The sequence below is a fragment of the Streptomyces sp. CNH189 genome, assembly GCF_000527195.1.
Genome location: NZ_AZUS01000013.1, coordinates 142737 through 165183, shown reverse-complemented (window position 1 = coordinate 165183; position 22447 = coordinate 142737). Strand labels below are relative to the sequence as shown.

Sequence of the window (22447 nt, the reverse complement as noted above, 5' to 3'; positions counted from 1 at the left end):
CTGAAGGTGTGATGGGCCGAACCGCCCCCGTAGGCAGGGGTGTTGAGGCCCCGGGCGCGGACCGCTGTCGTCGCTGATCCCGCGCCGGTACGGGTGGCTGGACGGCCCGGGCCACATCGCGCCCGGGCCTCCGGCGCCCGCCGTGTCCGGCAGTGCGCGGGTGCTCCGTCCGGCCCCTTTCGGGGCAGTCACCCTCCTCGCAACGGGATGAAATGGGGCAAAGTGCCCTGGGTGTGCGTCCTTGTCCCCGACGAGAGGCTCTCCTGACCGTGTCCCGTGTCCAGACGCTCACCGTCGCCGTGGCGGGCGTGGCGCTGCTGGCTCCCTCGGCGTCCTCCGCCGCCGAGCCGGCACAGATCCGTCCCTCCCGCGCCGAAGCGCGACGCGTCGCCCCCGGCCCCGCGGCGGACCCGGCCCTGCCGACCGGCCGGCCGCACGTCGCCGTACCGCACCGGGGCCGCCCCGAGCCGGCCGGCCGGGACGCGAGCCGCGTGGGGCTGACCCAGGGGGCTGCGCACCCGGGCCCTGTGACCCCCGGCCCCGCGACGCCGGGCCCCGCGACGCCGGGCCCCGCGACGCCGGGCCCCGCGACGCCGGGCCCCGCGACTCCGGGCTCCGTGACGCCGGAGGGAGCTACGCCCGAGCCCGTGACTCCCGCACCCGCCCCGCCGGCACCCGCGACCCCGGACGGCGTGGTCCAGGGGCCTGTCACACCGGGCCCCGTGACCCCGGCGCCGGCCACGCCGGGTGTCGCCACCCAGAACCCCTCCGCCCCGGCCGCCCCGAGCCCCGCCAACCCCGAGCCCGTGACCCCCGGCCCCGTCACCGCCGCCGATCTGCTGGCCAAGGTGCGTGGTTGCAGCACCGTCTCCCAAGGCCGTTACCGCACGGACCGGGGGACCCCGGCGACCGTGCCGGTGTGCGGCACCCGCGAGGCGGTGTACTGGAAGGCCGACATGGACATCGACTGCGACGGCCGCCCGGGCCGCCGCTGCAACGCCCGCACCGACCCGAGTTTCTCCTCCTCCACCGCGTTCGCCCAGTCCGACGGCCGCGCGCTGAGCTCCGAGAAGCTGCCCTACGTCGTGGTCCCCGCACCCAGCGACCTGTGGGACTACCGCGACGACGGTGTACGCGGCGGCTCGGTGGCCGCCGTGGTCTACCGGGACAAGGTCAGCTACGCGGTCGTCGGGGACACCGGCCCCACCGACATCATCGGCGAGGCGTCCTACGCCGCGGCCAAGTCCCTCGGCATCGACCCCGACCCGCGTTCCGGCGGCACCCCCTCGGGGGTGACGTACATCGTGTTCAAGGACAGCCGGGTCACCCCGATCGAGGACCGCGAGGCCGCGGTCTCCCAAGGGGAGCGGCTCGCCCGGGAGTTCGTCGACGCCGCCGACTGACCCGCCGGGCGGGCGCCCTCACACCTTCCGGTAGTCGTACGCCTCCGAGGCCGCCGCAGCCACCGCGGCGAGGTCCGCGCCCGTGGAGGCGGTGACCACCGCGGCCACCGCGCCCTCCACGAACGGCGCGTCCACCAGCCGCGTGTTCTCGGGGAGTTCGTCGCCCTCGGCCAGCAGCGCCTTCACGGTGAGCACGGCACTGCCCAGGTCGGTCAGGACCGCGACGCCGGCACCCCGGTCCACGGACGCGGCCGCCGCGGCGATCAGGTCCGCGCTCGTACCGAGGTCACCGCTCTCGGTGCCGCCCGCCGGAGCGACCGGAACCGTCGCCCCGGCGCCCGCCAGGCCCTGCGCCAGCTCCGCCACCGAGGAGGCGACGGTCGCGCTGTGCGACACCAGGACGATGCCGACCCGCTGCTCGTCACTCACCGCCGCCCGCCTCCCCGTCCGGCCCGGCGTCGAGCAGCGCAGCGATCAGCAGCGCCGCCGACGTGGCACCGGGGTCCTGGTGCCCGATGCTGCGCTCGCCCAGATAACTCGCCCTGCCCTTGCGGGCCAGCAGCGGTGTCGTGGCCACGGCGCCCTCCCGCGCGGCGTCCCGCGCCGCGGCGAACGAGTCACCGAGCGCGTCCACCGCCGGCACCAGCGCGTCGATCATCGTCTTGTCACCCGGTGCGGCGCCACCCAGCTTCATCACGGCGTCCACCCCGGCCCGCAGCGCCTCGGCCAGCTGCCGCCGGTCCACCTCGGCGGCCTCGCCGAGCGTCTTCCCGGTACGACGCAGCAGCGTCCCGTACAGCGGACCGGACGCGCCGCCCACCGTCGACACCAGCAGACGCCCCGCCTGTGTCAGCACCGCGCCGGGCGTGGCGGGCGGTTCCTTGTCCAGCGCGTCGCGCACCGCCCGGAACCCGCGCTGAAGATTGCTGCCGTGATCGGCGTCCCCGATCGGCGAGTCGAGCGCGGTGAGCCGCTCCGCCTCGCGGTCCACGGATGCGGCGGTGGCCGTCATCCAACGTCGGAAGAAGTCGGCGTCCAGCACGGGACCTCCTTGCGTGTAGGTGACCCGGAGCCCTCACCCCGGAGTGGATCACATTCCCCAGCGCAGCCCGGGTGTACTCACCGGCGCGTCCCACAGGCGCAGCAGCTCCTCGTCCACCTGGCACAGGGTGACGGAGGCGCCCGCCATGTCGAGGGACGTGACGTAGTTGCCGACGAGGACCCGGGCGACCGGGACGCCGCGCTCGCCGAGCACCCGCTGCACCTCGGCGTTGAAGCCGTACAGCTCCAGCAGCGGTGTCGCACCCATGCCGTTGACCAGCACCAGGACCGGGTTGCGCGGGGTGAGGTCGTCCAGGATCGCGCCGACGGCGAACTCGGCGATCTCGCCGGACGTCATCATCGGACGCCGCTCCCGGCCCGGCTCGCCGTGGATGCCGATGCCCAGCTCCAGCTCGCCGGCCGGCAGGTCGAAGGTCGGTGAGCCCTTGGCCGGCGTGGTGACCGCGCTCAGTGCCACGCCGAAGCTGCGGGAGTTCTCGTTCACCTGCTTCGCGAGCGCCTCCACCCGCTCCAGCGGCTGCCCCTCCTCGGCCGCCGCGCCCGCGATCTTCTCCACGAACAGCGTCGCCCCGGTGCCCCGGCGGCCCGCCGTGAACAAGCTGTCGGTGACCGCCACGTCATCGTTGACCAGCACCTTCGCGACCTGGACGCCCTCGTCCTCGGCCAGTTCCGCCGCCATGTCGAAGTTCAGCACGTCGCCGGTGTAGTTCTTCACGATGAACAGCACCCCGGCCCCGCTGTCCACGGCCGCCGCCGCCCGCACCATCTGGTCGGGCACCGGGGAGGTGAACACCTCGCCGGGACAGGCCGCCGACAGCATGCCGGGTCCGACGAACCCGCCGTGCAGCGGCTCGTGCCCGGAGCCGCCGCCGGACACCAGGCCGACCTTCCCCGCCACCGGCGCGTCCTTGCGGGCCACCACACGGTTCTCCACGTCCACCGTCAGCTCGGGATGGGCAGCCGCCATACCGCGCAGCGCGTCCGCCACGACGGTCTCCGGAACGTTGATCAGCATCTTCATGGGTGCCTCCTGGGGAGCTTAGCAGGCGGCTTGTCGGCCTGCGTTCGTGCTGGTCAGAGTGATTATGGGTAGTTCTTGATCTTGGCGGTCCGTGGCGGTCGTGAGCAGGTTCTGGCGGTACTGATGCTGACTTAACGCTGACTTTGATGACGAGGCGTCAGCTTTCTGCGGCGGGTCGACTGCGTACCGGCAGGAGCCCTATAGGGGCAGTATCGACCTTGCGGCCGCGAAGGTCACGTGGAGAGGCCGGGAGTATCGGTCTGGCAGATGCGACCGACCAGTCACGCTGTTGTCCCGCCGGAATTCGTTCCCCACGCCGACGACGGCGATCCGCGCACGCGCGCCCATGCCTCCATGCTGCGCCTGCTCCGGACACGGTTCTCAAGGCCGAACGGCTCACTCGGAGGGATGGACCGCCCTGGTGCAGTGGGCGCCGCGCCGTCCGAGACGTGGCGGATGGATCCGTTGATCCTCCGCGAACACCTGGAGACCTTCGCACGATGAAGCACCGGCAGGCGGGGCTCGGGCGGATTGGGAAGCCACGCGGGCAGGTCCGTACCGTAGGAGCCGGTGCGGGTGATGGGACTTTCCCTGGTGCCCGGCGCAAACGGGTGGGTTCCCCCGCCTGGCTGAGCTTGAGCGAGCGCAGCGTCCTGCTGCAGTCCTGCACCTCTGCTGGCAGGTGCCGGTGTATCGCTGACGATGATCGACTATGCCTGGGCTGTGGTCCGTATAGGAGGACCTCGGCTTGACGGTCAAACGGGGTAAAGGGCACGGCGTCGCGTGTCAGCAGGCGCAAAACCCGCTGCGTTTGCGCTTTTGGGGTGAGGAATGACCAACGGGAGACGGTGTGGGGCCAGTGGCGCCCAATGGTCTGCGACCCGGCACGCGGCATCCGTGTAGCCGTGCTCGCTGATGTCCGTTGGGCTGTCCGACGGCTCGGCCTGACAGACACCACCTGCCGTCGGCTCTCCTTCTCATGAGGGTTCCCCTGCGCAGTTGGGAGAATGGTCGTCAGGCAGCGTGGTGGCCCCAACGGACGTGTCGGTCAGGGCCGCGAGGTACCGCTCGGCGTCGAGTGCGGCGGCACAGCCCGAGCCGGCCGCGGTGATGGCCTGGCGGTAGGTGTGGTCGACGACGTCGCCGGCGCCGAAGACGCCCGGGACGCTCGTGCGGGTCGAGGGTGGCTCGACCGTCAGGTAGCCCTCGGAGTCGAGGTTCAGCTGGCCCTTGAAGAGCTCGGTGCGCGGGTCGTGACCGATCGCGATGAACAGGCCGGTTGCGGTCAGCTCGCGTGTCTCTCCGGTCAGGGTGTCGCGCAGCGTTATGCCGGACAGCATGCCGTTCTCCTCGTGGAGCCCGGCGACTTCGCTGTCGAAGGCGAAGGAGATCTTGTCGTCGGAGAAGGCGCGGTTCTGCATGACCTGGGAGGCGCGCAGTGTGGAGCGACGATGTACGACGGTCACGGACCTGGCGAAGCGGGTGAGGAAGGTGGCCTCCTCCGTGGCGGTGTCGCCGCCGCCGACGACCACGATGTCGCGGTCGCGGAAGAAGAAGCCGTCGCAGGTGGCACACCAGGACACGCCCCGCCCGGACAGCTCGTCCTCCTTGGGCAGGCCGAGCTTGCGGTAGCCGGAGCCCGTGGCGACGATCACCGTCTTCGCGCGGTGAACGGTTCCGGCGGTGTCGGTGACGGTCTTGACGTCGCCGGTCAGGTCGACGGCGACGATGTTGTCGTCCACCATCTCGGCACCGAACTTCTCAGCCTGGGCCCGCATGTTCTCCATGAGTTCGGGGCCCTGGACGCCGCCCGGGAATCCGGGGAAGTTCTCGACCTCGGTCGTGGTCGTCAGCGAGCCACCGACGAAAATCGCGCCCCCGAAGACGAGAGGGCTGAGGCTGGCGCGTGCGGTGTAGAGCGCTGCGGTGTAGCCCGCAGGGCCCGAGCCGATGATGATGACGTCGCGGACGTCCGTGGTGGCATTCATGCCTGCGACTCCGGAGCGATCTCCTCGATCAGGCCCTCGACCAGTACCTTGATCTCGTCGCGGATCGGACGGACGGCCTCGACGCCCTGGCCGGCCGGGTCCTCCAACTGCCAGTCCAGGTACCGCTTGCCGGGAAAGACCGGGCACGTGTCGCCGCAGCCCATGGTGATGCAGACGTCCGACTCCCTGACCGCGTCCACGGTCAGCATCTTCGGCACCTCCGCGGAGATGTCGATGCCCACCTCGCGCATCGCCTCGACGGCGGCGGGGTTGACGTCGTCCCCCGGGGCGGAGCCGGCGGAACGGACCTCGACACGGTCCCCGGCCAGGCGGGTCAGCCATGCGGCGGCCATCTGGGACCTGCCGGCGTTGTGCACGCAGACGAACAGCACGGAGGGCTTGTCTGGCATCAGGGGGTCTCACTTGTCTCACGGCGACATCAGGCGCGAATGACTTCAGCGTCCGGTGGTGTCAGTCACCACTGATGTGAGAGTATCAGCGCATGATGACGTCAGTCGACACTGACCTGATCCGGGTTCTGGCGGACCCCCTCAGGCTGCAGATCGTGACCCTGCTCGCCCAAGAGACGCTGTGCACCACCCACCTCGTGGAGGAGACCGGCGCCCGGCAGACCAACCTCTCCAACCACCTGAGAGTGCTGCGCGAGGCCGGCGTGGTCGAGACGGAGCCCTGCGGCCGCTACATCTACTACAAGCTCCGCCCGGACGTCATCGCATCCCTCGCCGGTCAGTTCGCCGACCTGGCCGAGTCCGCCCGCAACGCCGCTGGCAACAAGAGGGCCTGCCCGTGACCCGCACCGAAGCCCTCGCGATCACCCAGAAGCCGTCGGTCGTCGCGAAGTTGTCCACGCTCGACCGGTTCCTCGCCGTGTGGATCCTCCTCGCCATGGCCGTCGGGCTCGGCCTGGGCCGAGCCGTTCCGGGCCTGAACGACACCCTCGCCAAGGTCGAGATCGGCGGCATCTCCCTCCCGATCGCCATCGGCCTCCTGATCATGATGTACCCGGTCCTGGCCAAGGTCCGCTACGACAAGCTCGACGCCGTCACGGGCGACCGCAGGCTCATGGCCTCGTCACTGGTGATCAACTGGATCGTCGGCCCGGCAGTGATGTTCGCCCTGGCGTGGATCTTCCTGCCGGACCTGCCCGAGTACCGCACCGGCCTGATCATCGTCGGCCTGGCCCGCTGCATCGCCATGGTCATCATCTGGAACGACCTCGCGTGCGGCGACCGCGAAGCGGCGGCGGTGCTCGTTGCGTTGAACTCGGTCTTCCAGGTGCTGGCGTTCGGCCTGCTGGGCTGGTTCTACCTTGACCTGCTGCCCGGCTGGCTCGGTCTGGGCGACGGTGAGCACCTGGACATCTCCATGTGGAAGATCGCCCTGAACGTCGTCGTCTTCCTCGGTGTCCCGCTGTTGGCCGGCTTCCTCACCCGCCGTTTCGGAGAGAAGAAGCTCGGTCGTGAGACGTATGAGTCCAGCTTCCTGCCGAAGATCGGCCCGTGGGCGCTGTACGGCCTGCTCTTTACGATCGTCGTCCTCTTCGCCCTGCAGGGCAGGACGATCACCTCGCAGCCGCTGGACGTGGCCCGCATCGCGCTGCCGCTGCTGGTGTACTTCGCCGTGATGTGGGCCGGCACCTTCCTCCTGGGCAAGGCGATCGGCCTCGCCTACGACCGCACGGCCACCCTCGCCTTCACGGCCGCCGGCAACAACTTCGAGCTGGCCATCGCGGTCGCCATCGCCACCTTCGGCGTGACCTCCGGCCAGGCACTCTCCGGCGTCGTGGGACCGCTCATCGAGGTCCCCGTCCTGATCGGCCTGGTCTACGTGTCCTTGGCCTGGCGCAACAGGTTCGCCCCGTCCGCCGTGACCACCGGGGGAAGGGACTTCTGATGCGCTGCCTCGTCTGCCGCGACAGGGGAACGACCAGCACGGCCATCGGCCTCCGCCGTAGCCGCAGGGGCGCCGTCCGCCGTGAGCACCCGCGCGTCGCGAACCGTCACACGTATGAGCGTCTTCTTCCCGGACGCCCCGACGAAGCCACAGCTCGCACCCTTCACGCGACAGGGCGGACGGCATGACGGAGCGCACCGACGTGGTGGTGATCGGTGGCGGCCAGGCAGGGCTCGCCGCCGGCTACCACCTGCGCCGCCAGGGCCTGGACTTCGTCGTCCTCGACGCCCAGGCCACCCCTGGCGGGGCCTGGCAGCACACCTGGAACTCGCTGCGCCTGTTCTCCCCGGCGGCCGTCTCCTCCCTCCCCGGCCGCCTCATGCCGACGCAGCCGGGGGAGGAGTACCCGGACGCCGGGCACGTGGTGGCGTACCTGAGCGACTACGAGAAGCGGTACGGCCTTCCCGTGCTGCGGCCGGTCCGGGTGCATGGCGTGCATGACGACGGAAGGCTCCTGAGGGTGGAGACCGACTCCGGCCCCTGGCAGGCACGCGCGGTGATCAGTGCGACCGGTACCTGGTGGCGCCCCTTCCTTCCCGCCGTCCCGGGCCGCGGGGACTTCGAAGGACGGCAACTGCACGCGGTTTCCTACCGCAAGCCACAGGACTTTGCGGGCCGCCGGGTGATCGTCGTCGGGGGCGGCAACTCGGGCGCGCAGATCGCCGCCGACCTCGCCCACGACACCGAGCTGACCTGGGTGACCCGGCGTCCGCCCCGCTTCCTTGCCGACGACATCGACGGCCGTGCCCTGTTCGACGCGGCCACCGCCCGCCGCCGCGCCCTCGACGAGGGCCGCACCGACACCGGAGGCGTCGCCTCACTGGGGGACATCGTCGCCGTACCGCCGGTGCGCGGGGCCAGGGACGCCGGGCGGCTCAAGGCGTCGCCCATCTTCGTACGCCTCGACCGCGACGGCGTCGTCTGGGCCGACGGTACGAAGGCGTTCACCGACGCGGTGATCTGGTGCACGGGCTTCCGGCCGGTCCTCTCGCACCTGTCGCCCCTCGGCCTGCGCGGCCCACGCGGCCACATCCCCACCCAGGGCACCCGCTCTGTGCAGGAGCCTCGGCTGCACCTCATCGGCTACGGAGACTGGACGGGCCCCGCCTCCGCCACGCTCATCGGCGTCGGACGACCGGCCCGCGACGCTGCCCGTGAGATCGCCGAGCTCCTTGCCGCCGGGGGGTGATCCGGGCGGGACGTCGGTCCCCTGTGCTGATTACCGGGCAGGTCATCGACACGGACAGTCCTGATGCGCGGCGGTCAGCCGCATGAAGTCCGGGGCGCCGGGTCCAGGATGGACCGAATCCGCTGCAGTCCCTCGTGGTTCACGGAGAACCAGGCCCAAGTGCCGCGCCGTTCGCGGTCCAGGAGCCCGGCTTCGGTCATGATCTTGAGGTGATGGCTGACAGTGGATTGCCGCAGCTCCAGGCTGTCGGCGAGGTCGCACACGCAGGCCTCGCCCTCAGGCGCCTGCTCCAGCAGCCGGAACAACTGCAACCGGGTGGGTTCGGCGATCGCCCTCAGCATCGCGGACAGCTGTTCGGCTTCGGAGCGCTCCAGAGGCTTGCAGCTCAGCCCCGGCCCGCACGAGCCACCTTCGAGGAAACCATCTTCCGACACTTGCAGATCTATGACAGCCACCCGTTGACCATATGCGCCGTGTGATCACTTTGACACGATCGAAAGTGGCCGCACCGTGCGTTCGACCTCCGCGCACCAGAGGTTGGGCGGCGGTTGGGGCCGGCATCGACGCAGTGGCGGACGGACTGAGCAGCCTGCAAGGGCATGTCGCGGACGGGAAGAAGCGGCCTCGAGGGTGACCTGCTCTTCTGGTCGGGGCTGTCAGATGGTGCCGTCGGTCGGTGTGGTGCGCCAGGCGATGAGTGCGGCAGCAGCGGAAGCCAGTGCGAGGACGGCGAACAGGTGGGGGTATCCGCCGAGGGGAACGGCCAGGGCGGTGCCGGCGAACGGGGCGAGTGCGGAGGCGGTCGTCGTGGGAGCGGCAAGGATGCCGGAGAGGCGGCCGTAGCGGTTGGCGCCCCACCGGTCGGTGATGGCGGTGGCCTGCAGCAGAGTCAGGTTGCCGCGGACGGTACCGGCGATGACGGCCAGGACTGCCAGCAGAAGGTAGGGGCCGGTGATGAATGCGAAGGCGGCGGTGGTCGCTCCTCCCAGGCCGATAAGGGCGGTGGCGCGCAAGGCGGGTGAGCTTCGGCGGGCCAAGGCGGCATACAGAGTACGACCGAGCGTCTGGCCCGCTCCGCCCAGCCCCAGAGCCCAGGCGGCCTGGGCAGGGGTATAGCCGCGGTTGAGCAGCAGGGGGACGAGGGTGATGACCACGGCGTACATCGCGAACGCCGAAAGCATCAGGGCGGTGGCCAGGAGCAGGAAGGGACGGCTGCGGGTGATGGCGCCCGTAGTGGCGGTGGCGCCGGCTGCGGCCGGGGGCGGGGCGGGAGGCCAGGGGCCGCGTAGGGCGAAGGCGTGCGCGGGTACGGTGACGGCGGCCAGGACGGCGGCGAGGATCAGATAGGTGTGCCGCCAGCTGAAGTGGCCGGCCAGTTGGGCGGTCAGGGGTGCGAAGACGGTGGAGGCGAGGCCGCCGGCGAGAGTGACGATGGTCAGGGCGCGTACGTGGTCGGGGGCCCACCAGCGCGTGAGTGCGGCGAAGGCAGGCTGGTAGAACGTGGAGGCCATGGCGAGACCGGCCAGTAGCCATCCGGCTGTGAACTGGGCCAGGTTGGGTGCGGTCGCGATGATGATCAGACTGGCTGTGCCGATGATGGAGCCGGTGGTCATGACCGTGCGCGGGCCGTGGGTGTCCAGGATGCGGCCGACGCGGATGCCGGCCAGGGCGGAGACGAGCAGAGCGGCGGAGAACGCGGCCGTGGTCATGGCCGCGCTCCAGCCGGTGGCGCTGGTTATCTGCGGGTTGAGGACGGGAAACGCGTAGTAGACGATGCCCCAGCTGGTGATTTGGGTCAGGCACAGGGCGGGCAGGGCTTTCCGCGGCCGCGTCGGTCTGTTGAACGCCGCGGTCGCGGAAGAGGCCGTGGAGAGGTCGCTCATGTGCCGTCAGCAGCAACCAGCCGCGTCGGACCACTGTTCGGGCCGGGTGGCGGCTGCAGGGCCGCAACAAGTGCTGCCGGCCTGCTTGGCGAGGGTGTCGGCGTCGGCCTTGACCGCGTACACCTCCCACGGCTCCTGGCCGGGGCCGCGCACCCAGACTTTGTCCTGCAGGGCGTAGCAGCAGGTGGTGTCCTTCTCCTCCGCGGTGGCCAGCCCCGCCTGGGCCAGCCGGGCGGCGGCCGTCTGGACGTCTTCGGTGGAGGCCACCTCGACGCCGAGGTGGTCCAGGCGTGTGTCCTCGCTGTCCGTTCCTTCGATGAGGACAAGCTTGAGTGAAGGCTCGGTGATCGCGAAGTTGGCATAGCCGTCACGAAGCTTGGCCGGTGCGGTGTCGAACAGCTTGCTGTAGAAGGCGATCGCGGCTTGCAGATCAGGTACTCGCAGGGCGAGCTGTACCCGGGACATGAGAGCTCCTTCTGCTGGTTGGTTGGTGCACGCGGCCGTGACGGCGTTGGGCAGGGGCGTTCAGGCGTTGCAACAACCGCCGGACGCGGTGACCGGGCTGGGGGAGAGGCGCAGCACCCACACCGTCTTCGTCGCCGTGCCGTCCTGGGACCGTGCCAACTCGGCCAGTGCGGCGAGGGCGGTGAACGCGGAGGCGCCCGAGCCGGTGACGGCGGTGCGCTTGCCCGCGTAACGGTCACGAACGGCCGGGTCCGTGAGGTCGGGGATGCGGTAGCTGATGCGGTCGGCTGCCGTCCGCTCGCCGAGGGCCGGCAGACCGCTGCCCCCGGCCGGAGAGGGCAGGTCCCAGGTGCCCGAGGCGTCGATCACACCGGCGGCGAGGATCCGTTCCTCGCGGCCGTCGGTGTGCTGGACGTGCACGATGAAGGGCTGGGTGTCGCGGTCGGCGTCCACGATGCGGTCGCGGCCGGCCTTCGAGACGCCGGTGACCCGGGCGCCGTAACGGACCCGGTCACCGAGAACGGCGGCGAGCGGCCGCAGGTAGTGCTCGATCCAGTCGCCGCCGCTCGGGTAGGTGTCGGCGTCGGGCTTGCTCCAGCCCGTCGGGGCGAGGAGCTTCTCGGCGGCCGGGTCGACGACTTCGCCCCAGGTGGAGAACAGGCGTACGTGCGCCCAGTCGTGCACGGCGGTGCCGGCGGTGTGGCCCGCTTCGAGAACGAGGGGGTTCAGGCCGCGGTCGGAGAGGTGGGCCGTGGCGGCCAGACCGATGGGGCCGGCACCGATGACGACCACGGGCGGAACAGAGGCGGTGGACATGATTGCGACGACTCCTCGGCTTCGACGTTTGTCGATACTGATCAGCATGCACCTGAGATCGATGTCCGTCAACATAGAAGTTCATCGAATCTGCGCCCGTTCGGGCGTAGGGGGTTCCGTTCACTGCTTGGCAAATGATTAGATGCCTGTCAACATAGAGGTATGTCTAATCTGGCTATGGGCTCCACCGACCTGCACGCCACCGCGTCATGGTGCTGCCAGCCGCTGGGCAAGGAAGAACTGTCCGCTGCGGACTCGGAGAAGATCGCCATGATCTTCAAGGCGCTGTCCGATCCCGTCCGGCTGCGGCTGTTCTCGAAGATCGCGGCTCAGCCGGCCGGTGAGGCCTGCGTCTGTGACATCCAGGACGTCGGAGTTTCCCAGCCCACGGTCAGCCACCACCTGCGCAAGCTGCGAGAAGCCGGGCTTCTTGAGTCCGAGCGCCGTGCCAGCTGGGTGTACTACCGCGTCGCGCCTGGAGTGTTGTCAGCCATGGCGGGCCTGCTGTCGCAGAGCACCTGAACAGTCGACGGCGGCCGTCCGCAGGCGGATGCTCCGGCCAGATACAGCGGCTCCCGGGCACGTGGACATGCCCACCGGTGACGGATCCCGGAAGGGACGCTGGGAGGGGAGACGCCATGTGTCAGAAAGAGGCCGACGCCTTCTGTGACGGCACGTGCTTGAAGCTGAGCGCAGCCGACATGCTCTGGTGGTCCAACGTGTTCAAAACCCTCGGGGACCCCGTTCGCCTGCAGCTGCTGATGCAGCTCGCGGAACGGGCCGGAGCCGAGGCCGCGGTGCATGAACTGGCGGACGTCGGGGTGTCCCCGGCGACCGTCAGCCACCACCTGAAACGGCTGCGCTGCATCGGTCTGATCGAGAGCAGACGTGAGGGCCGCCTCGTCTACTACAGACTGAGTGAGGGGGTGCGCGCTGCGCTGATGCAGATCCTGCATCAGCGCAGCCAAGTCGGCGCGTGACCAGCACTCCGGCTCCACCGATTTCGGACACCACGGTCCAGGGCCGGAGGCCGAGCGGGGGAGCCCGGTGGTGCGATGCTTTCCGAACGCCAGTGATCAGCCCACGGCGGCAGCCGCGGATGCCACCGCGGGCTGGTCCAGGTGAACCGTCGTATCGCACAGACGCTCCACCTGGGCCGGATCGTGGGAGACGAGCAGAACCGCTCGACGACCATGCAGGGCGGCGATGGACTGTTCGACCTTGTCCCTGCTGCGTTCGTCGAGTGCGCTGGTGGGCTCGTCGAGCAGCAGTGCTGCCGGCTCCAGAGCAAGGGCCCGGGCAAGGCAGAGCCGCTGGCGCTGCCCTGCGGACAGGTTCTGCGCGGGCGAATCGAGCCGGTCGGCAACCTCCTTCCACAACCCGGCCTCCTCCAGCGCCTGCTCCGCCCGCTCCCGCAGGACTTCCTGGGAGGCCTTCAGGACATGTCGGAGACCGAACAGGGCGTTGTCGAGGATGCTGCCGCCGAAGACGACCGGCGTCTGAGGCACGAGTACGATCTTGGCCCTCAGATCGGCCTCTCCCTTACCGGGCGTGATCGTCCGGTCGAGCACCCGCAGTTCCCCGTCACGACTCAGCCCGTTGGGCAGCAGCTCCACCAAGGCGCGCAAGACGGTGGACTTGCCCACCCCCGACGGTCCGCATAACCCGGTGGTGGACCCGTGTTCGAGGCTGAACGAGACGGGTCCGACCAGAGTTTTCTCGCGGCTGCGTACGCGGAGCTCGCGCACGCTGATTATGTTGTCCATCGCTCTCCCTCGAAGCGGTTGCGCAGCGCGACCGCCGCGCTGAGAAGTACTGCCGTGATCAAGACCAGCACCATCGCGCTTCCCCATGCCTGGGTGACGGCTTGGGGGTCACCCGAGTCCTGGGAAAGAGTGAAGATGTGGGTCGGCAAGGCCTGCACCGGCGCTTCGACGATGCCGCTCGGCACGGCGGGCGCGCCGAAGAAGACAGTCGCCGTGAACAGCAGCGGAGCGGTTTCGCCCGCAGCTCGGGCCAGGCCGAGGAGCAGGCCGGTGATCGTCGCCGGCCAGGTGTATGGAACGACGACGGAGCGGACGAACTGAGCGCGCGTCAGCCCCAGGGACAGGGCGCTCTCGGTGAGTTCCGGAGGGATGCTCCTGACGCGGGCGGAGGTGGTCAGAGCGATCACCGGCACCACGACGGGAACGAGCACGATCGCGCCTGCCAGCCAGGACCGGCCCCATCCCATCGTGGTGGACAGGATCACGAAACCAGCCAGACCCAGCAGGATGGTCGGAGCCCCTCCGAGAACGACAGTGAGCGTCTGCAGCACGCGTGCCGTGCGCTCAGAGGCGTGAATCCCGATCAGGACGCCCGCGCCGAAGCCCAGAGGCAGAGCCAGGATGGCCGTGGTGGCGATGAGCAGCAGGGTGCCGACGATCTGGTCACGCACCCCTCCTCCGGCCGCGCCCGTCGCCGACGTGAACCAGAAGGACGGATTGAATGCCGAGCTTCCCCGCGTCACCAGCAGAGCGAGCATGCCGACGAGGAGGATGCTGGGCAGCAGCAGGGCACCCATCCGCAACGCCATCACCAGCCGGTCCCGCTGCAGCCGCATCCGCGGCGTCCCCCGGTGCCGGAAGGGAGAGACACGCTCGGCCGCCGAGCCGCGGGCGCGACCTCGTGTGCCCCAAACAGTGGCGGCAGCCACCAGCGCCAGGAGGATGAGGCCGAGTCCGCACAGAGCGGCGAAGTAGGGACCGGATGTTCCGGCCAACACAGGTTCCGGGCCGGCCAGCTTCGTCGTCAGCGTCTGACCGGGATGGACCAGCGAGTCGAAGACCCCTCCGAAACTGGTGGGCAGCCTGCCGTCCGCCCGGCCCACGACCAAGAACACGGCGATGGCTTCGCCCAGTGCCCGGGCCAGACCGAGCAGAACAGCCGCTCGCATGGCCGGCCGTGCCAGCGGCAGTACCGCAGAACGGATCACTTCCCGCCGGGTGAGCCCGAGTGAGTAGGCGGCCTCGCGGACGCGGTCGGGCACTGCGGCGAGTGCGTCGACACTGACGGCCACGATAGTCGGAGTGATCATGACCGCGAGAACGATGCCGGCGGCCGCGAGACTGTCCCCGCCGGGCACGTCGGCGAACTGCGCGATGACGGGACGGACGACCATGATGCCGATGAGGCCGTAGACGATGGACGGTACGGCGGCGAGCAGTTCCACGCACATACGCAGTGGCCGGGCCAAACGGGGAGGCAGGTACTCCGACAGTGCCACGGCTGCTGCCCAGCTGATGGGCACGGCGATGACGAGGGCGAGAACCGACACCACCGCCGTGCCGTAGATCATTGCCAGGCCGCCGTACACGGAGTTGGCTGGGCTCCACGAGGCTTCGGACAGCAGCTCCAGCCAGTCCACGTGCCCGCTGGCGACGCCTGCGGTGAGATACCCGACGACAGTCAGGAGCAGAGCCGCCACGGCGAACGCCCCGGCATACACCCAGCCCCAGATCCACTTCGAGGGGCGTGGGCGGCTGCCGGTGCCGGGTGCGACGGGCGGCCGAGTCAGGGTCTTGGTGGCCATCGGCTACTTCCCGATGTGCTTGAGCGTCAGATAGCCGTGCTTGGTCATCAGCTTCTGGCCCTTGGCGGACAGGATGTAGTCGATGAACTTTTTGGCGGATCCCTCCGGTGCGCCGTCGGTGATCAAGTACAGAGGCCGGGCCATGGGGTACCTGCCGGACGCGATGTTCTCCGGGGAAGGCTCGATGCCGTCGAGTGTCACTGCGGCCAGCCCCTTGCGCCCTTCGATGAAGCTGGTGGACAGCGGTGCCACGGCGCCCGGGGTGGATTCCAGCTTGTTGCGGGTTTCGAGGTTGCCGCCGACGATGGCGTAATTGCCCGACTCCGGCGGCGGCGGGGCCTTCTCGTCCCCGTAGATGTACTTGTCCAGGACCTCTCGGGTTCCGCGTCCCGGCTCCTTGTCGTAGACGAAGACCGCCAGGTCCGGGCCGCCGACTTCCGACCAGTTGTTGATCTTTCCCTCGAACAGGTCACGAACCTGGTCGACGGTGAGGTTCTTCACCCCGGCGTCGGCGACTTCTTTGGTGACGATGACACCTACGGCGTCCGCACCGATCTGTGTGGTGACGAAATCGGTGTCCGGGTTCGCGGCCTTGTCCTCTTCGGCCAAGGGCTTCGAGCTCAATGCGATGTTGATCTGGCCCGCTGCAAGCTGAGATATGCCGCCGGCTGAACCTCCCTGAGTGGCCACGGTGATGTCGAGCCCGTCAACCTTGAGGGCCTCGGCCGCGTCGGCGGCCACCGGCGCTACGGTGGTCGACCCGCTGACCCGCAGGGCGCCGTCCTTTCCTGCTCCGCCGTCGGCGCAGCCTGCCAGGGACGTCACGGCCAGAGCCGAGATGACGAGGCATGCGCGGCGGCGATTCTTGCTGAACATTGTTGAAGCCCTTCCGACGTGCGTGACCGAATTTGGTGAAGCGAGGTGGAACGCGGCGTGCTGCGATGCCCCCTGGGCGGTCACCGGTGTAACGGAAGGGGAAGGGACGGCCGGGGAAGAGACACATCCCGGTCGGTCGTGCCTGCGGTCCTGAGAAGCGGATTGGCCAGGCAGGCTGAGGCAACGGCGACAGCCGGTGCCGAGGGAAGTGAAGATATGGACATGTCAGGTCCTTCGGGGTTGGCGGTGCCCTGAAAGAGACACGGGACGACACCCTCGTGGAAGGGCTGCCCGTGCAGGCTGCGGTAAATCTGGCGAGCGGTGCCGGCGGTTCACACCCGTCGGCACACGAACGCAGATGACCGGACGATGTGGCCCGGCATGCGGCGGTCTTTACGAGGCCGCGGTGAGCCAGACAGTGCCGGCCGCGTCCAGGTGGACGTACATGCCGTCGGCTGCGTGGCTGGTGTGCATGGAGCCGCTGAGGAAGTGCCAGGTGCAGTCGGCGCTTTCGGGCAGCAGGGCGTTGAGGTTGACCCGAGCCTTTGCCGGGGACGAGTTGTGCAGGCCCAGCACCACGCGCGAGCGGTCGGCGGGCTCGTGCAGCACCCCCTCGATGCTGCCGGCATCCAGCCTGCGGACGAGAGCGTCCTCGGTGAACGCGGCCGCGATGTGAGGCTCGTCCAGACAGTCGGACAGAGCGGGAGCTTGATGCCACAGTGCCTGGTCGGGTGCGAGGGAACTCACAGCAGGGGCCTTCCTGTCATTGCGGATCCGGGTTTGTACCCCAGCAGGTGCAGGACGGTGGGGGCCACATCGGCCAACGTGGCCCTCTTTGGCAGTACGGGTGCCGCTGTGTCGCTCCTGTTGGAGACGACCACCAGCGGGACCGGGTTGGTGGTGTGTCCGCCGTAGGGCCGCACGGTGCCGTCCGGTGCCTGCTTGGTCATGCGTTCGGCATTGCCGTGGTCGCCGACGGCGAGGACCCATCGGTGACTGTCCCGGGCCGCTCGCAGGATCTGCTCCACCGCGGCGTCGGTGGCCTCGCAGGCGGTGACGGTGGCGGCGAGGTTGCCGGTGTGTCCGACCACGTCGATGTTGGCCAGGTTGGCGATGACCAGAGCGACATCCGTACGGGCGGAGGCTTCGACCACGGCCGCGGTGACACGGTCAAGGTTCATCCGGGGACGCGCGACGTAGTCGGCCTTTGCGTCGCCGGTGATGCGCACGTGTTCCTCTTTGCCGTGTACCGTCGCGTCACGGCTGTTGATGTAGTACGTGACGTGCTCGAACTTCTCGGCCTCGGCGATGCGGACACTGCGCAGCCCCGCCGCGGCGAGCTCGTCGGCGAGACCGCCGGAGGCGTCCGCGCGCTCCACGAGAGCGGGTATGGCGGTGCTGGTGTCGTACTGGGCCAGGCTGACCATGTCCACCGAGCGGCCGGTGGCCGTCAGGTGCTCGCCGAGACGGTCGGCGAACTGCTGGATGCGGTCGCTGCGGAAGTTGAACCACACAACCGTGTCCCCGTCGGCGATCCTGGCGTCTCCCGCAGGCGTGAGCACGGTCGCGGGAACCCACTCGTCGCCCCGTTCACTCGAGCCGACCGCTGTGCGGGCACTGTCGGTGGGCGAGCCGTGCCCGTCGGCGACCAGGGCGACCGCCTGCTCGGTCAGATCGAGGTTGCCGGCCTTGTCCATCGCGTAGCCGCGGCCGATGACCGTGGCGATCCGTCCCGCCCCGGCCTGGGCGGTCAACTCGGCCACCCGCGCCAGGTAGGTCTCGCCGGTGTGGTCGGCGACGTCCCGACCGTCGGTGATCGCATGGATGAACACGCGCTGCACCTGCTGTGCGGCTGCGGCGGCCAGCAGCTCGCTCAAGTGCTCGACGTGTGCGTGAATCTGGCCGTCCGAGCACAGACCGATCAGGTGCAGCGCGCCCGCTGTCGCGGCAGTCTTCTCCAGCAGGGCGCCCAGCCGCGGATGCGCGCGCAGGACACCACTGTCGATGGCCTGCTGGACCAGGAGGCTGTCGTAGGGAAGGGGCCGTCCGGCTCCGATGACCATGTGGCCAATCTCGGAGTTACCGACCGTGCCGGGGAGCAGGCCGACCGCATCGCCGGAGGCCTCGGCCAGGGTGTTCGGGTGGTGGGCGACCAGGTCGTCCAGGACAGGAGTCCGGGCCAGCGTCAGGGCGTTGTCGTCGGCCGCGTCGGCGTGGCCCCAGCCGTCGAGGACCAGGAGGATGCCCGGGCCGGCGAGCACCGGTTCGGGTGTGCTCACTTGGTGCTCTCCAGCGTGGGGTGCAGGGTGTCGAGGGTTTGCCAGAAGGTGGGGAAGGACTTGGCGACGCAGCCGGGGTCCTTGATGACCACGCCGTCGGTGCGCAGGCCGCCGATGGCGAAGGTCATGGCGATGCGGTGGTCGTCGTAGGTGTCGATGACCGCGCCGTGCGGGGTGCCGCCGGTGATGTACATCGCGTCCGCGTGTTCCTCGACGCTGATGCCCATCTTGCGCAGCTCGGTGGTGACGGCGGCGATGCGGTCGCATTCCTTGACGCGCAGGGACGCGATGTTGGTGATGCGGGTGGTGCCCTCGGCGTAGGCGGCTGCGATCGCCAGGGAGGGCACGACGTCAGGCATGGCCTCCATGTCGATGTCGATGCCGCGCAGCGGTCCGCCGGTCAGGGTGATCGAGTCGTCGGTGACCTCGGTGCGGCAGCCCATCCGTTCCAGGGCCTGGACGAGGTGGACGTCTCCCTGGTGGGAGCCGGCGCCGATGCCCGGGATGACGACCCGTGACTGCAGGATGGCGGCGGCGGCCAGGAAGTAGGACATGCCGGAGGCGTCCGGCTCGACGGTCACCTGTCCGCCGCGGGCCTGCTGCCCGGCTGGGACGGTGAAGCGGCGGTATTCGTCCCGGTCGACGCTGACGCCCATCTCCTTGAGCGCGGCGAGCGTCATCTCCACGTACGGCTTGGAGATCAGCTCGTCGCTGATGGTGATCTCGGTGTCGGTCTGGGCGCGCAGCGCGTTGATGATGAGGCTGGAGGTGAACTGGCTGGACACGGCACCGCTGATGGACGTGGCGCCGCCCTTGAAGGAGCCGCCAATCACACGGATGGGCGGGCTGCCGTTGCCGCGTACGGCGGTGGCGTCCACGCCGAGTGCGGGCAGGGCCTTGAGCAGGTCTCCCATGGGGCGTTCCTGCATGCGGGCGTTGCCGGTGATGACCGTGGTGCCTTCGGCGTGCCCGGCCATGGAGATCAGGAACCGCAGTGGGGTGCCCGCACCGCCGACGAAGATCTCCTCGCTCGGGGCGTGCATCGCCTTGCCCGTGGGGGTGACGCGTATGCGGGCAGTGGCGTGGTCGACGTCGCAGGTGACGTGGCCGAACGATTCGATGGCGCGGGCGAGGTAGACCGTGTCGTCCGACAGCAGCGCGTTGTCGATGACGGTTTCCTGCCCGGACAGGGAGGCGATGGCCAGGTAGCGGTTGGTGTAGCTCTTGGAGCCCAGGACGCGGACGGTCTCGTCGAAACCGTCCAGTGTCCGGACGGTGAGGGACTCGGCCTTGAGGCGCGGGTCGGGCGTGGGGGACATGTGGTGCCTCCAGCGAAGGGCGACGGGTGGTGGATGCTTGCGGCAGGTGCGTGGTTCAGGCTTTGACGACCCGGCAGGCGAAGCACTTGAAGGCCTGCTGGCCGGAGAGGTTGTCGTAGAAGCGGTCGTCGGGGAGGGTGTTGGCCGCCTCGTAGCGTGGGTCGTCGAAGAGGTCGCCCAGTTTCTGGGCAGGGCCGAACGTGTTGGGGACGAACACGGTGTCCGTTCTGATCCCCTCCCACAGCAAAGCCGTGCCCGTCACCGATCCGCGGGGGCTTTCGACGCGGACGTCGTCGCGGTCGGCGATGCCCAGGCGGCGAGCGGTGTCGGGATGGATCTGGATGAAGCGGATGCCATTGAGCTGCTTGCCCGTCGGTGTCCAGTGGGTGACTTCGGCGAAGTGGACGACGCTGGGCCGGCCGGTCATGCCCATCAGCGGGAAGTCGCGGTGCACCGCGTCGCTGCCGGGCACCCCCAGTCGTACCGGATGGGTGACGGCTTGAGGGTTGATGGGGTTGGGGACGAACTTCCTGCTGTAGGCGAGGGTCGGGTTCTTCCCGGTGACCTCGGGGTGCGTGTAGAAGATCGGCAGGGCGCTGTGGCCGGTGACGGCCAGCTTCTTCTCCAGCTCCGAGGTGGTGATCTCCACCTTGCCGCTGGAGGTGAGGAAGCGTTTGCCCCGGTGGGCGGGGTTCAGCGACTCGGCGGCCTGGTACCAGCTGGGGTGGTCCAGGTAGAGGGTGCTCACGCCGGGGTGGTCGGTGGTGGGGCACGGCCAGCGCAGCGGCTCGGTCCGCTTGCGCATCCGCGTGCGGGTCATGCCGCCCATGCCGGGGGTGTGGGTGACGAAGTCGTCCCACAGGTTCTTGTAGTCCATCCACCGCTCGGGGAACGCCTCACGCCATTCGGTGCCGGGTCGGCGGGTGTCCAGCTCCGCCAGGGCGTGTGCCAGGCCGATCCAGATCTCCCAGTCCGGCCGGGACTCGGCGACCCGGTCGACGACCTGGTCCTGCCAGCGGATGGCCCGGTCGTCGCGGCGCATGTAGACGCCTTCCATCTCCAGCCCGCTGCAGACCGGCAGGATGATGTCGGCGTAGTACGCGGCCTCTTCCATGAAAAGGCCGGTGTAGACGTAGAAGTCGAGCTGCTCGAAGGCCTTCTTGACCTTGGTCGTGTTCGCGGAGGACACCAGCGGGTTGCCCTGGGTCATCACCGCGCGCAGCCGGTAGGGGTTGTTCGTCAGGATGGACTCGGCGAAGTAGTCCGGACCGACCGGCAGGGCTTCGCGCCGCTCGGGCACCTCGGCCTTCAGCGGCGGCAGGTGGAGGTCGCCGGGCCAGGTGTTGTGCATGAAGTTGCAGCCGCCGCCCGGCTGCCCGATGTTGCCGGTGACCGCGGACAGGAAGGTGGCGACCCGGTAGGTGTCGAACGCGCCGAGCTGGTGGGAGATCCCGGCGTTGCAGAAGATCGCCGCCGGCTTCGCCGTCGCGTACTCCACGGCCATCTCGGTGATGACGTCTGCCTTGAGACCAGTGACCTTCGCCGCCCATGCGGGGGTGTACTGGTGCTTGGCCAGATGGGCACGCAGCTCGTCGAAGCCGACCACCCAGCGCTTGACGAAGGCCTTGTCGTACAGCCCCTCCTCCACGATGTGGTGGAGCATGGCCAGGAGCAGCGCGAGGTCGGTGTGCGGCTTGGGCGCCACCCACCGGTCGGCGACGGCTCCGGTGGGAGTCAGACGCGGGTCGACGACGGTCAGGGTGGCCTTGGTCTTCTCCCGGCCGCGCAGCAGGTAGTCGAAGGTCACCGGGTGGGTCTCGGCCTGGTTGGTGCCCAGGAACAGGTAGTGGCGGGCTGAGCCGAGGTCGTCCTTGCCCGTCGACCCGTCGGTGCCGTACCCGTTGGTGAAGTTGCCCAGACCGAAGGTCGTCGCCAGGGCGTTGCCGCCGGCGTCGTTGCAGACCGGGCCGACGTCGGTGTTGTTGGGGCTGCCCAGCATCGTGAACAGGCGGGCCACGAGCGATCCGGTGCCACGGGGCAGGCGGCCGGTGGTGCGGTTGGCGATGGTGTGCGCCTGTCCGGCATCGCGCAGTGCCAGGAACTTCGTCGCGATGGTGCGCAGGGCCTCTTCCCAGCTCACGGCCTCGAACTTGGAGTGGGGCGAGCCCTTGGCGCCGGAGACGCGACGCAGCGGGCGGGTCAGACGCTCGGCGTTGTAGACGAGCTGAGGCATCAGCTCGGCCTTGACGCACAGCTGTCCCTGCTGGACGGGGTCGCGGTCCTCGCCGCGCACGGCCAGTACCCGGCCCGCTTTGAGATCGACGTTGAGTCGGCAGTTGGAGTTGCAGAACTGGCAGGCTGTGGCGACGGTCTTGTCAGGGGTCAGGGCAGCGGACCGGTCGGTGAAGTCCGTGCCTGTCCGACCGCCGGGTCCGGGTGTCCCGCTCGTTGCGCCGGGTTCCGCGGCGGCGTGTGCGGAGACCAGCGGAAGCAGGACCGGCGTTCCGAGGCCGGCGCCGCCGATGACGCTGCCGCGGACGAAGCCGCGTCGGGACAGGCCGTGCTGATCGTGCTTCATGGAGACGTGGGGATCCTTCCGCC

Annotated in this window: 20 protein-coding genes and 2 pseudogenes; 6 read left to right on the top strand and 16 right to left on the bottom strand. The window is 69.5% G+C overall.

Translation table 11 applies throughout. The features are described 5' to 3' along the window. The first annotated feature begins 722 nt into the window (after positions 1 to 722). Positions 723 to 1403: a glycoside hydrolase family 75 protein gene (locus B100_RS37645; protein ID WP_486585660.1), complete on the top strand. Its 681-nt coding sequence runs from the start codon at positions 723 to 725 to the stop codon at positions 1401 to 1403. 18 nt (positions 1404 to 1421) lie between these two features. Here the strand turns inward: B100_RS37645 and dhaM are convergent, their stop codons facing one another. The 5 genes from dhaM to B100_RS0119135 all read right to left on the bottom strand — a co-directional run bounded on the left by dhaM (position 1422) and on the right by B100_RS0119135 (position 5884). After that, positions 1422 to 1832 (bottom strand): dihydroxyacetone kinase phosphoryl donor subunit DhaM, encoded by a 411-nt coding sequence (dhaM, locus tag B100_RS0119155; RefSeq protein ID WP_024886050.1) that lies wholly within the window; start codon positions 1830 to 1832, stop codon positions 1422 to 1424. Beyond that, the gene (gene dhaL, locus B100_RS0119150) at positions 1825 to 2445 is read right to left on the bottom strand and encodes a dihydroxyacetone kinase subunit DhaL (protein WP_024886049.1); all 621 of its coding nucleotides are present in this window, start codon (positions 2443 to 2445) and stop codon (positions 1825 to 1827) included. Before dhaL ends, dhaM begins: the two co-directional genes overlap by 8 nt. A 48-nt stretch (positions 2446 to 2493) precedes the next feature. Continuing rightward, positions 2494 to 3486: a dihydroxyacetone kinase subunit DhaK gene (gene dhaK, locus B100_RS0119145; protein ID WP_024886048.1), complete on the bottom strand. Its 993-nt coding sequence runs from the start codon at positions 3484 to 3486 to the stop codon at positions 2494 to 2496. A gap of 977 nt (positions 3487 to 4463) precedes the next feature. Further along, positions 4464 to 5474, bottom strand: coding sequence for a thioredoxin-disulfide reductase (gene trxB, locus B100_RS0119140; protein WP_024886047.1), 1011 nt, complete (start codon positions 5472 to 5474; stop codon positions 4464 to 4466). Next, positions 5471 to 5884, bottom strand: a complete 414-nt coding sequence (locus B100_RS0119135) for an arsenate reductase ArsC (protein WP_024886046.1) — start codon at positions 5882 to 5884, stop codon at positions 5471 to 5473. Before B100_RS0119135 ends, trxB begins: the two co-directional genes overlap by 4 nt. Before the next feature lie 92 nt (positions 5885 to 5976). Here B100_RS0119135 and B100_RS0119130 point away from each other — a divergent pair, with 92 nt between their 5' ends. The 3 genes from B100_RS0119130 to B100_RS0119120 all read left to right on the top strand — a co-directional run bounded on the left by B100_RS0119130 (position 5977) and on the right by B100_RS0119120 (position 8637). After that, the gene (locus B100_RS0119130; protein ID WP_024886045.1) at positions 5977 to 6285 is read left to right on the top strand and encodes a metalloregulator ArsR/SmtB family transcription factor; all 309 of its coding nucleotides are present in this window, start codon (positions 5977 to 5979) and stop codon (positions 6283 to 6285) included. Then, complete coding sequence (gene arsB, locus B100_RS0119125) at positions 6282 to 7388, top strand: ACR3 family arsenite efflux transporter (RefSeq protein WP_024886044.1); 1107 nt, start codon at positions 6282 to 6284, stop codon at positions 7386 to 7388. The genes B100_RS0119130 and arsB overlap by 4 nt, the downstream gene beginning before the upstream one ends. 184 nt (positions 7389 to 7572) lie before the next feature. After that, positions 7573 to 8637: an ArsO family NAD(P)H-dependent flavin-containing monooxygenase gene (locus B100_RS0119120; protein WP_024886043.1), complete on the top strand. Its 1065-nt coding sequence runs from the start codon at positions 7573 to 7575 to the stop codon at positions 8635 to 8637. 74 nt (positions 8638 to 8711) lie between these two features. Here the strand turns inward: B100_RS0119120 and B100_RS0119115 are convergent, their stop codons facing one another. The 4 genes and pseudogenes from B100_RS0119115 to B100_RS0119100 form a co-directional block, all read right to left on the bottom strand. Beyond that, positions 8712 to 9092 (bottom strand): ArsR/SmtB family transcription factor, encoded by a 381-nt coding sequence (locus B100_RS0119115; protein WP_383354106.1) that lies wholly within the window; start codon positions 9090 to 9092, stop codon positions 8712 to 8714. Positions 9093 to 9293: 201 nt separating this feature from the next. Beyond that, a pseudogene (locus B100_RS0119110) lies at positions 9294 to 10382 on the bottom strand (MFS transporter); the annotation flags it as partial. A 144-nt stretch (positions 10383 to 10526) separates the two neighbouring features. Continuing rightward, a complete protein-coding gene (locus B100_RS0119105; protein ID WP_024886040.1) occupies positions 10527 to 10985 on the bottom strand; it encodes an ArsI/CadI family heavy metal resistance metalloenzyme in 459 nt (152 codons plus the stop codon). Positions 10986 to 11060: 75 nt separating this feature from the next. Continuing rightward, positions 11061 to 11801, bottom strand: a pseudogene (locus B100_RS0119100) (NAD(P)-binding domain-containing protein); the annotation flags it as partial. Positions 11802 to 11963: 162 nt separating this feature from the next. Between B100_RS0119100 and B100_RS0119095 the strand changes: the two are divergent. Both B100_RS0119095 and B100_RS0119090 read left to right on the top strand, forming a co-directional pair. Then, on the top strand, positions 11964 to 12323 hold the full coding sequence (locus B100_RS0119095) for a metalloregulator ArsR/SmtB family transcription factor (protein ID WP_024886038.1): 360 nt from the start codon (positions 11964 to 11966) through the stop codon (positions 12321 to 12323). 116 nt (positions 12324 to 12439) lie between these two features. Continuing rightward, positions 12440 to 12781, top strand: a complete 342-nt coding sequence (locus B100_RS0119090; protein ID WP_024886037.1) for a metalloregulator ArsR/SmtB family transcription factor — start codon at positions 12440 to 12442, stop codon at positions 12779 to 12781. A 96-nt stretch (positions 12782 to 12877) separates the two neighbouring features. Here B100_RS0119090 and B100_RS0119085 read toward each other — a convergent pair whose 3' ends face one another. The 7 genes from B100_RS0119085 to B100_RS0119055 form a co-directional block, all read right to left on the bottom strand. Continuing rightward, positions 12878 to 13567: an ATP-binding cassette domain-containing protein gene (locus B100_RS0119085; protein ID WP_024886036.1), complete on the bottom strand. Its 690-nt coding sequence runs from the start codon at positions 13565 to 13567 to the stop codon at positions 12878 to 12880. After that, positions 13555 to 15372: a phosphate ABC transporter permease subunit PstC gene (gene pstC / locus B100_RS0119080; protein ID WP_024886035.1), complete on the bottom strand. Its 1818-nt coding sequence runs from the start codon at positions 15370 to 15372 to the stop codon at positions 13555 to 13557. Before pstC ends, B100_RS0119085 begins: the two co-directional genes overlap by 13 nt. Before the next feature lie 3 nt (positions 15373 to 15375). Further along, on the bottom strand, positions 15376 to 16248 hold the full coding sequence (locus B100_RS0119075) for a phosphate ABC transporter substrate-binding protein (RefSeq protein ID WP_024886034.1): 873 nt from the start codon (positions 16246 to 16248) through the stop codon (positions 15376 to 15378). A gap of 393 nt (positions 16249 to 16641) precedes the next feature. Beyond that, positions 16642 to 16995 (bottom strand): hypothetical protein, encoded by a 354-nt coding sequence (locus B100_RS0119070; RefSeq protein ID WP_024886033.1) that lies wholly within the window; start codon positions 16993 to 16995, stop codon positions 16642 to 16644. Next, the gene (gene gpmI / locus B100_RS0119065) at positions 16992 to 18527 is read right to left on the bottom strand and encodes a 2,3-bisphosphoglycerate-independent phosphoglycerate mutase (protein ID WP_024886032.1); all 1536 of its coding nucleotides are present in this window, start codon (positions 18525 to 18527) and stop codon (positions 16992 to 16994) included. The genes B100_RS0119070 and gpmI overlap by 4 nt, the downstream gene beginning before the upstream one ends. Beyond that, positions 18524 to 19846 (bottom strand): 3-phosphoshikimate 1-carboxyvinyltransferase, encoded by a 1323-nt coding sequence (aroA, locus tag B100_RS0119060; protein ID WP_024886031.1) that lies wholly within the window; start codon positions 19844 to 19846, stop codon positions 18524 to 18526. Before aroA ends, gpmI begins: the two co-directional genes overlap by 4 nt. Before the next feature lie 55 nt (positions 19847 to 19901). Beyond that, the gene (locus tag B100_RS0119055; RefSeq protein WP_024886030.1) at positions 19902 to 22424 is read right to left on the bottom strand and encodes a molybdopterin-containing oxidoreductase family protein; all 2523 of its coding nucleotides are present in this window, start codon (positions 22422 to 22424) and stop codon (positions 19902 to 19904) included. Between the last annotated feature and the right edge of the window lie 23 nt (positions 22425 to 22447).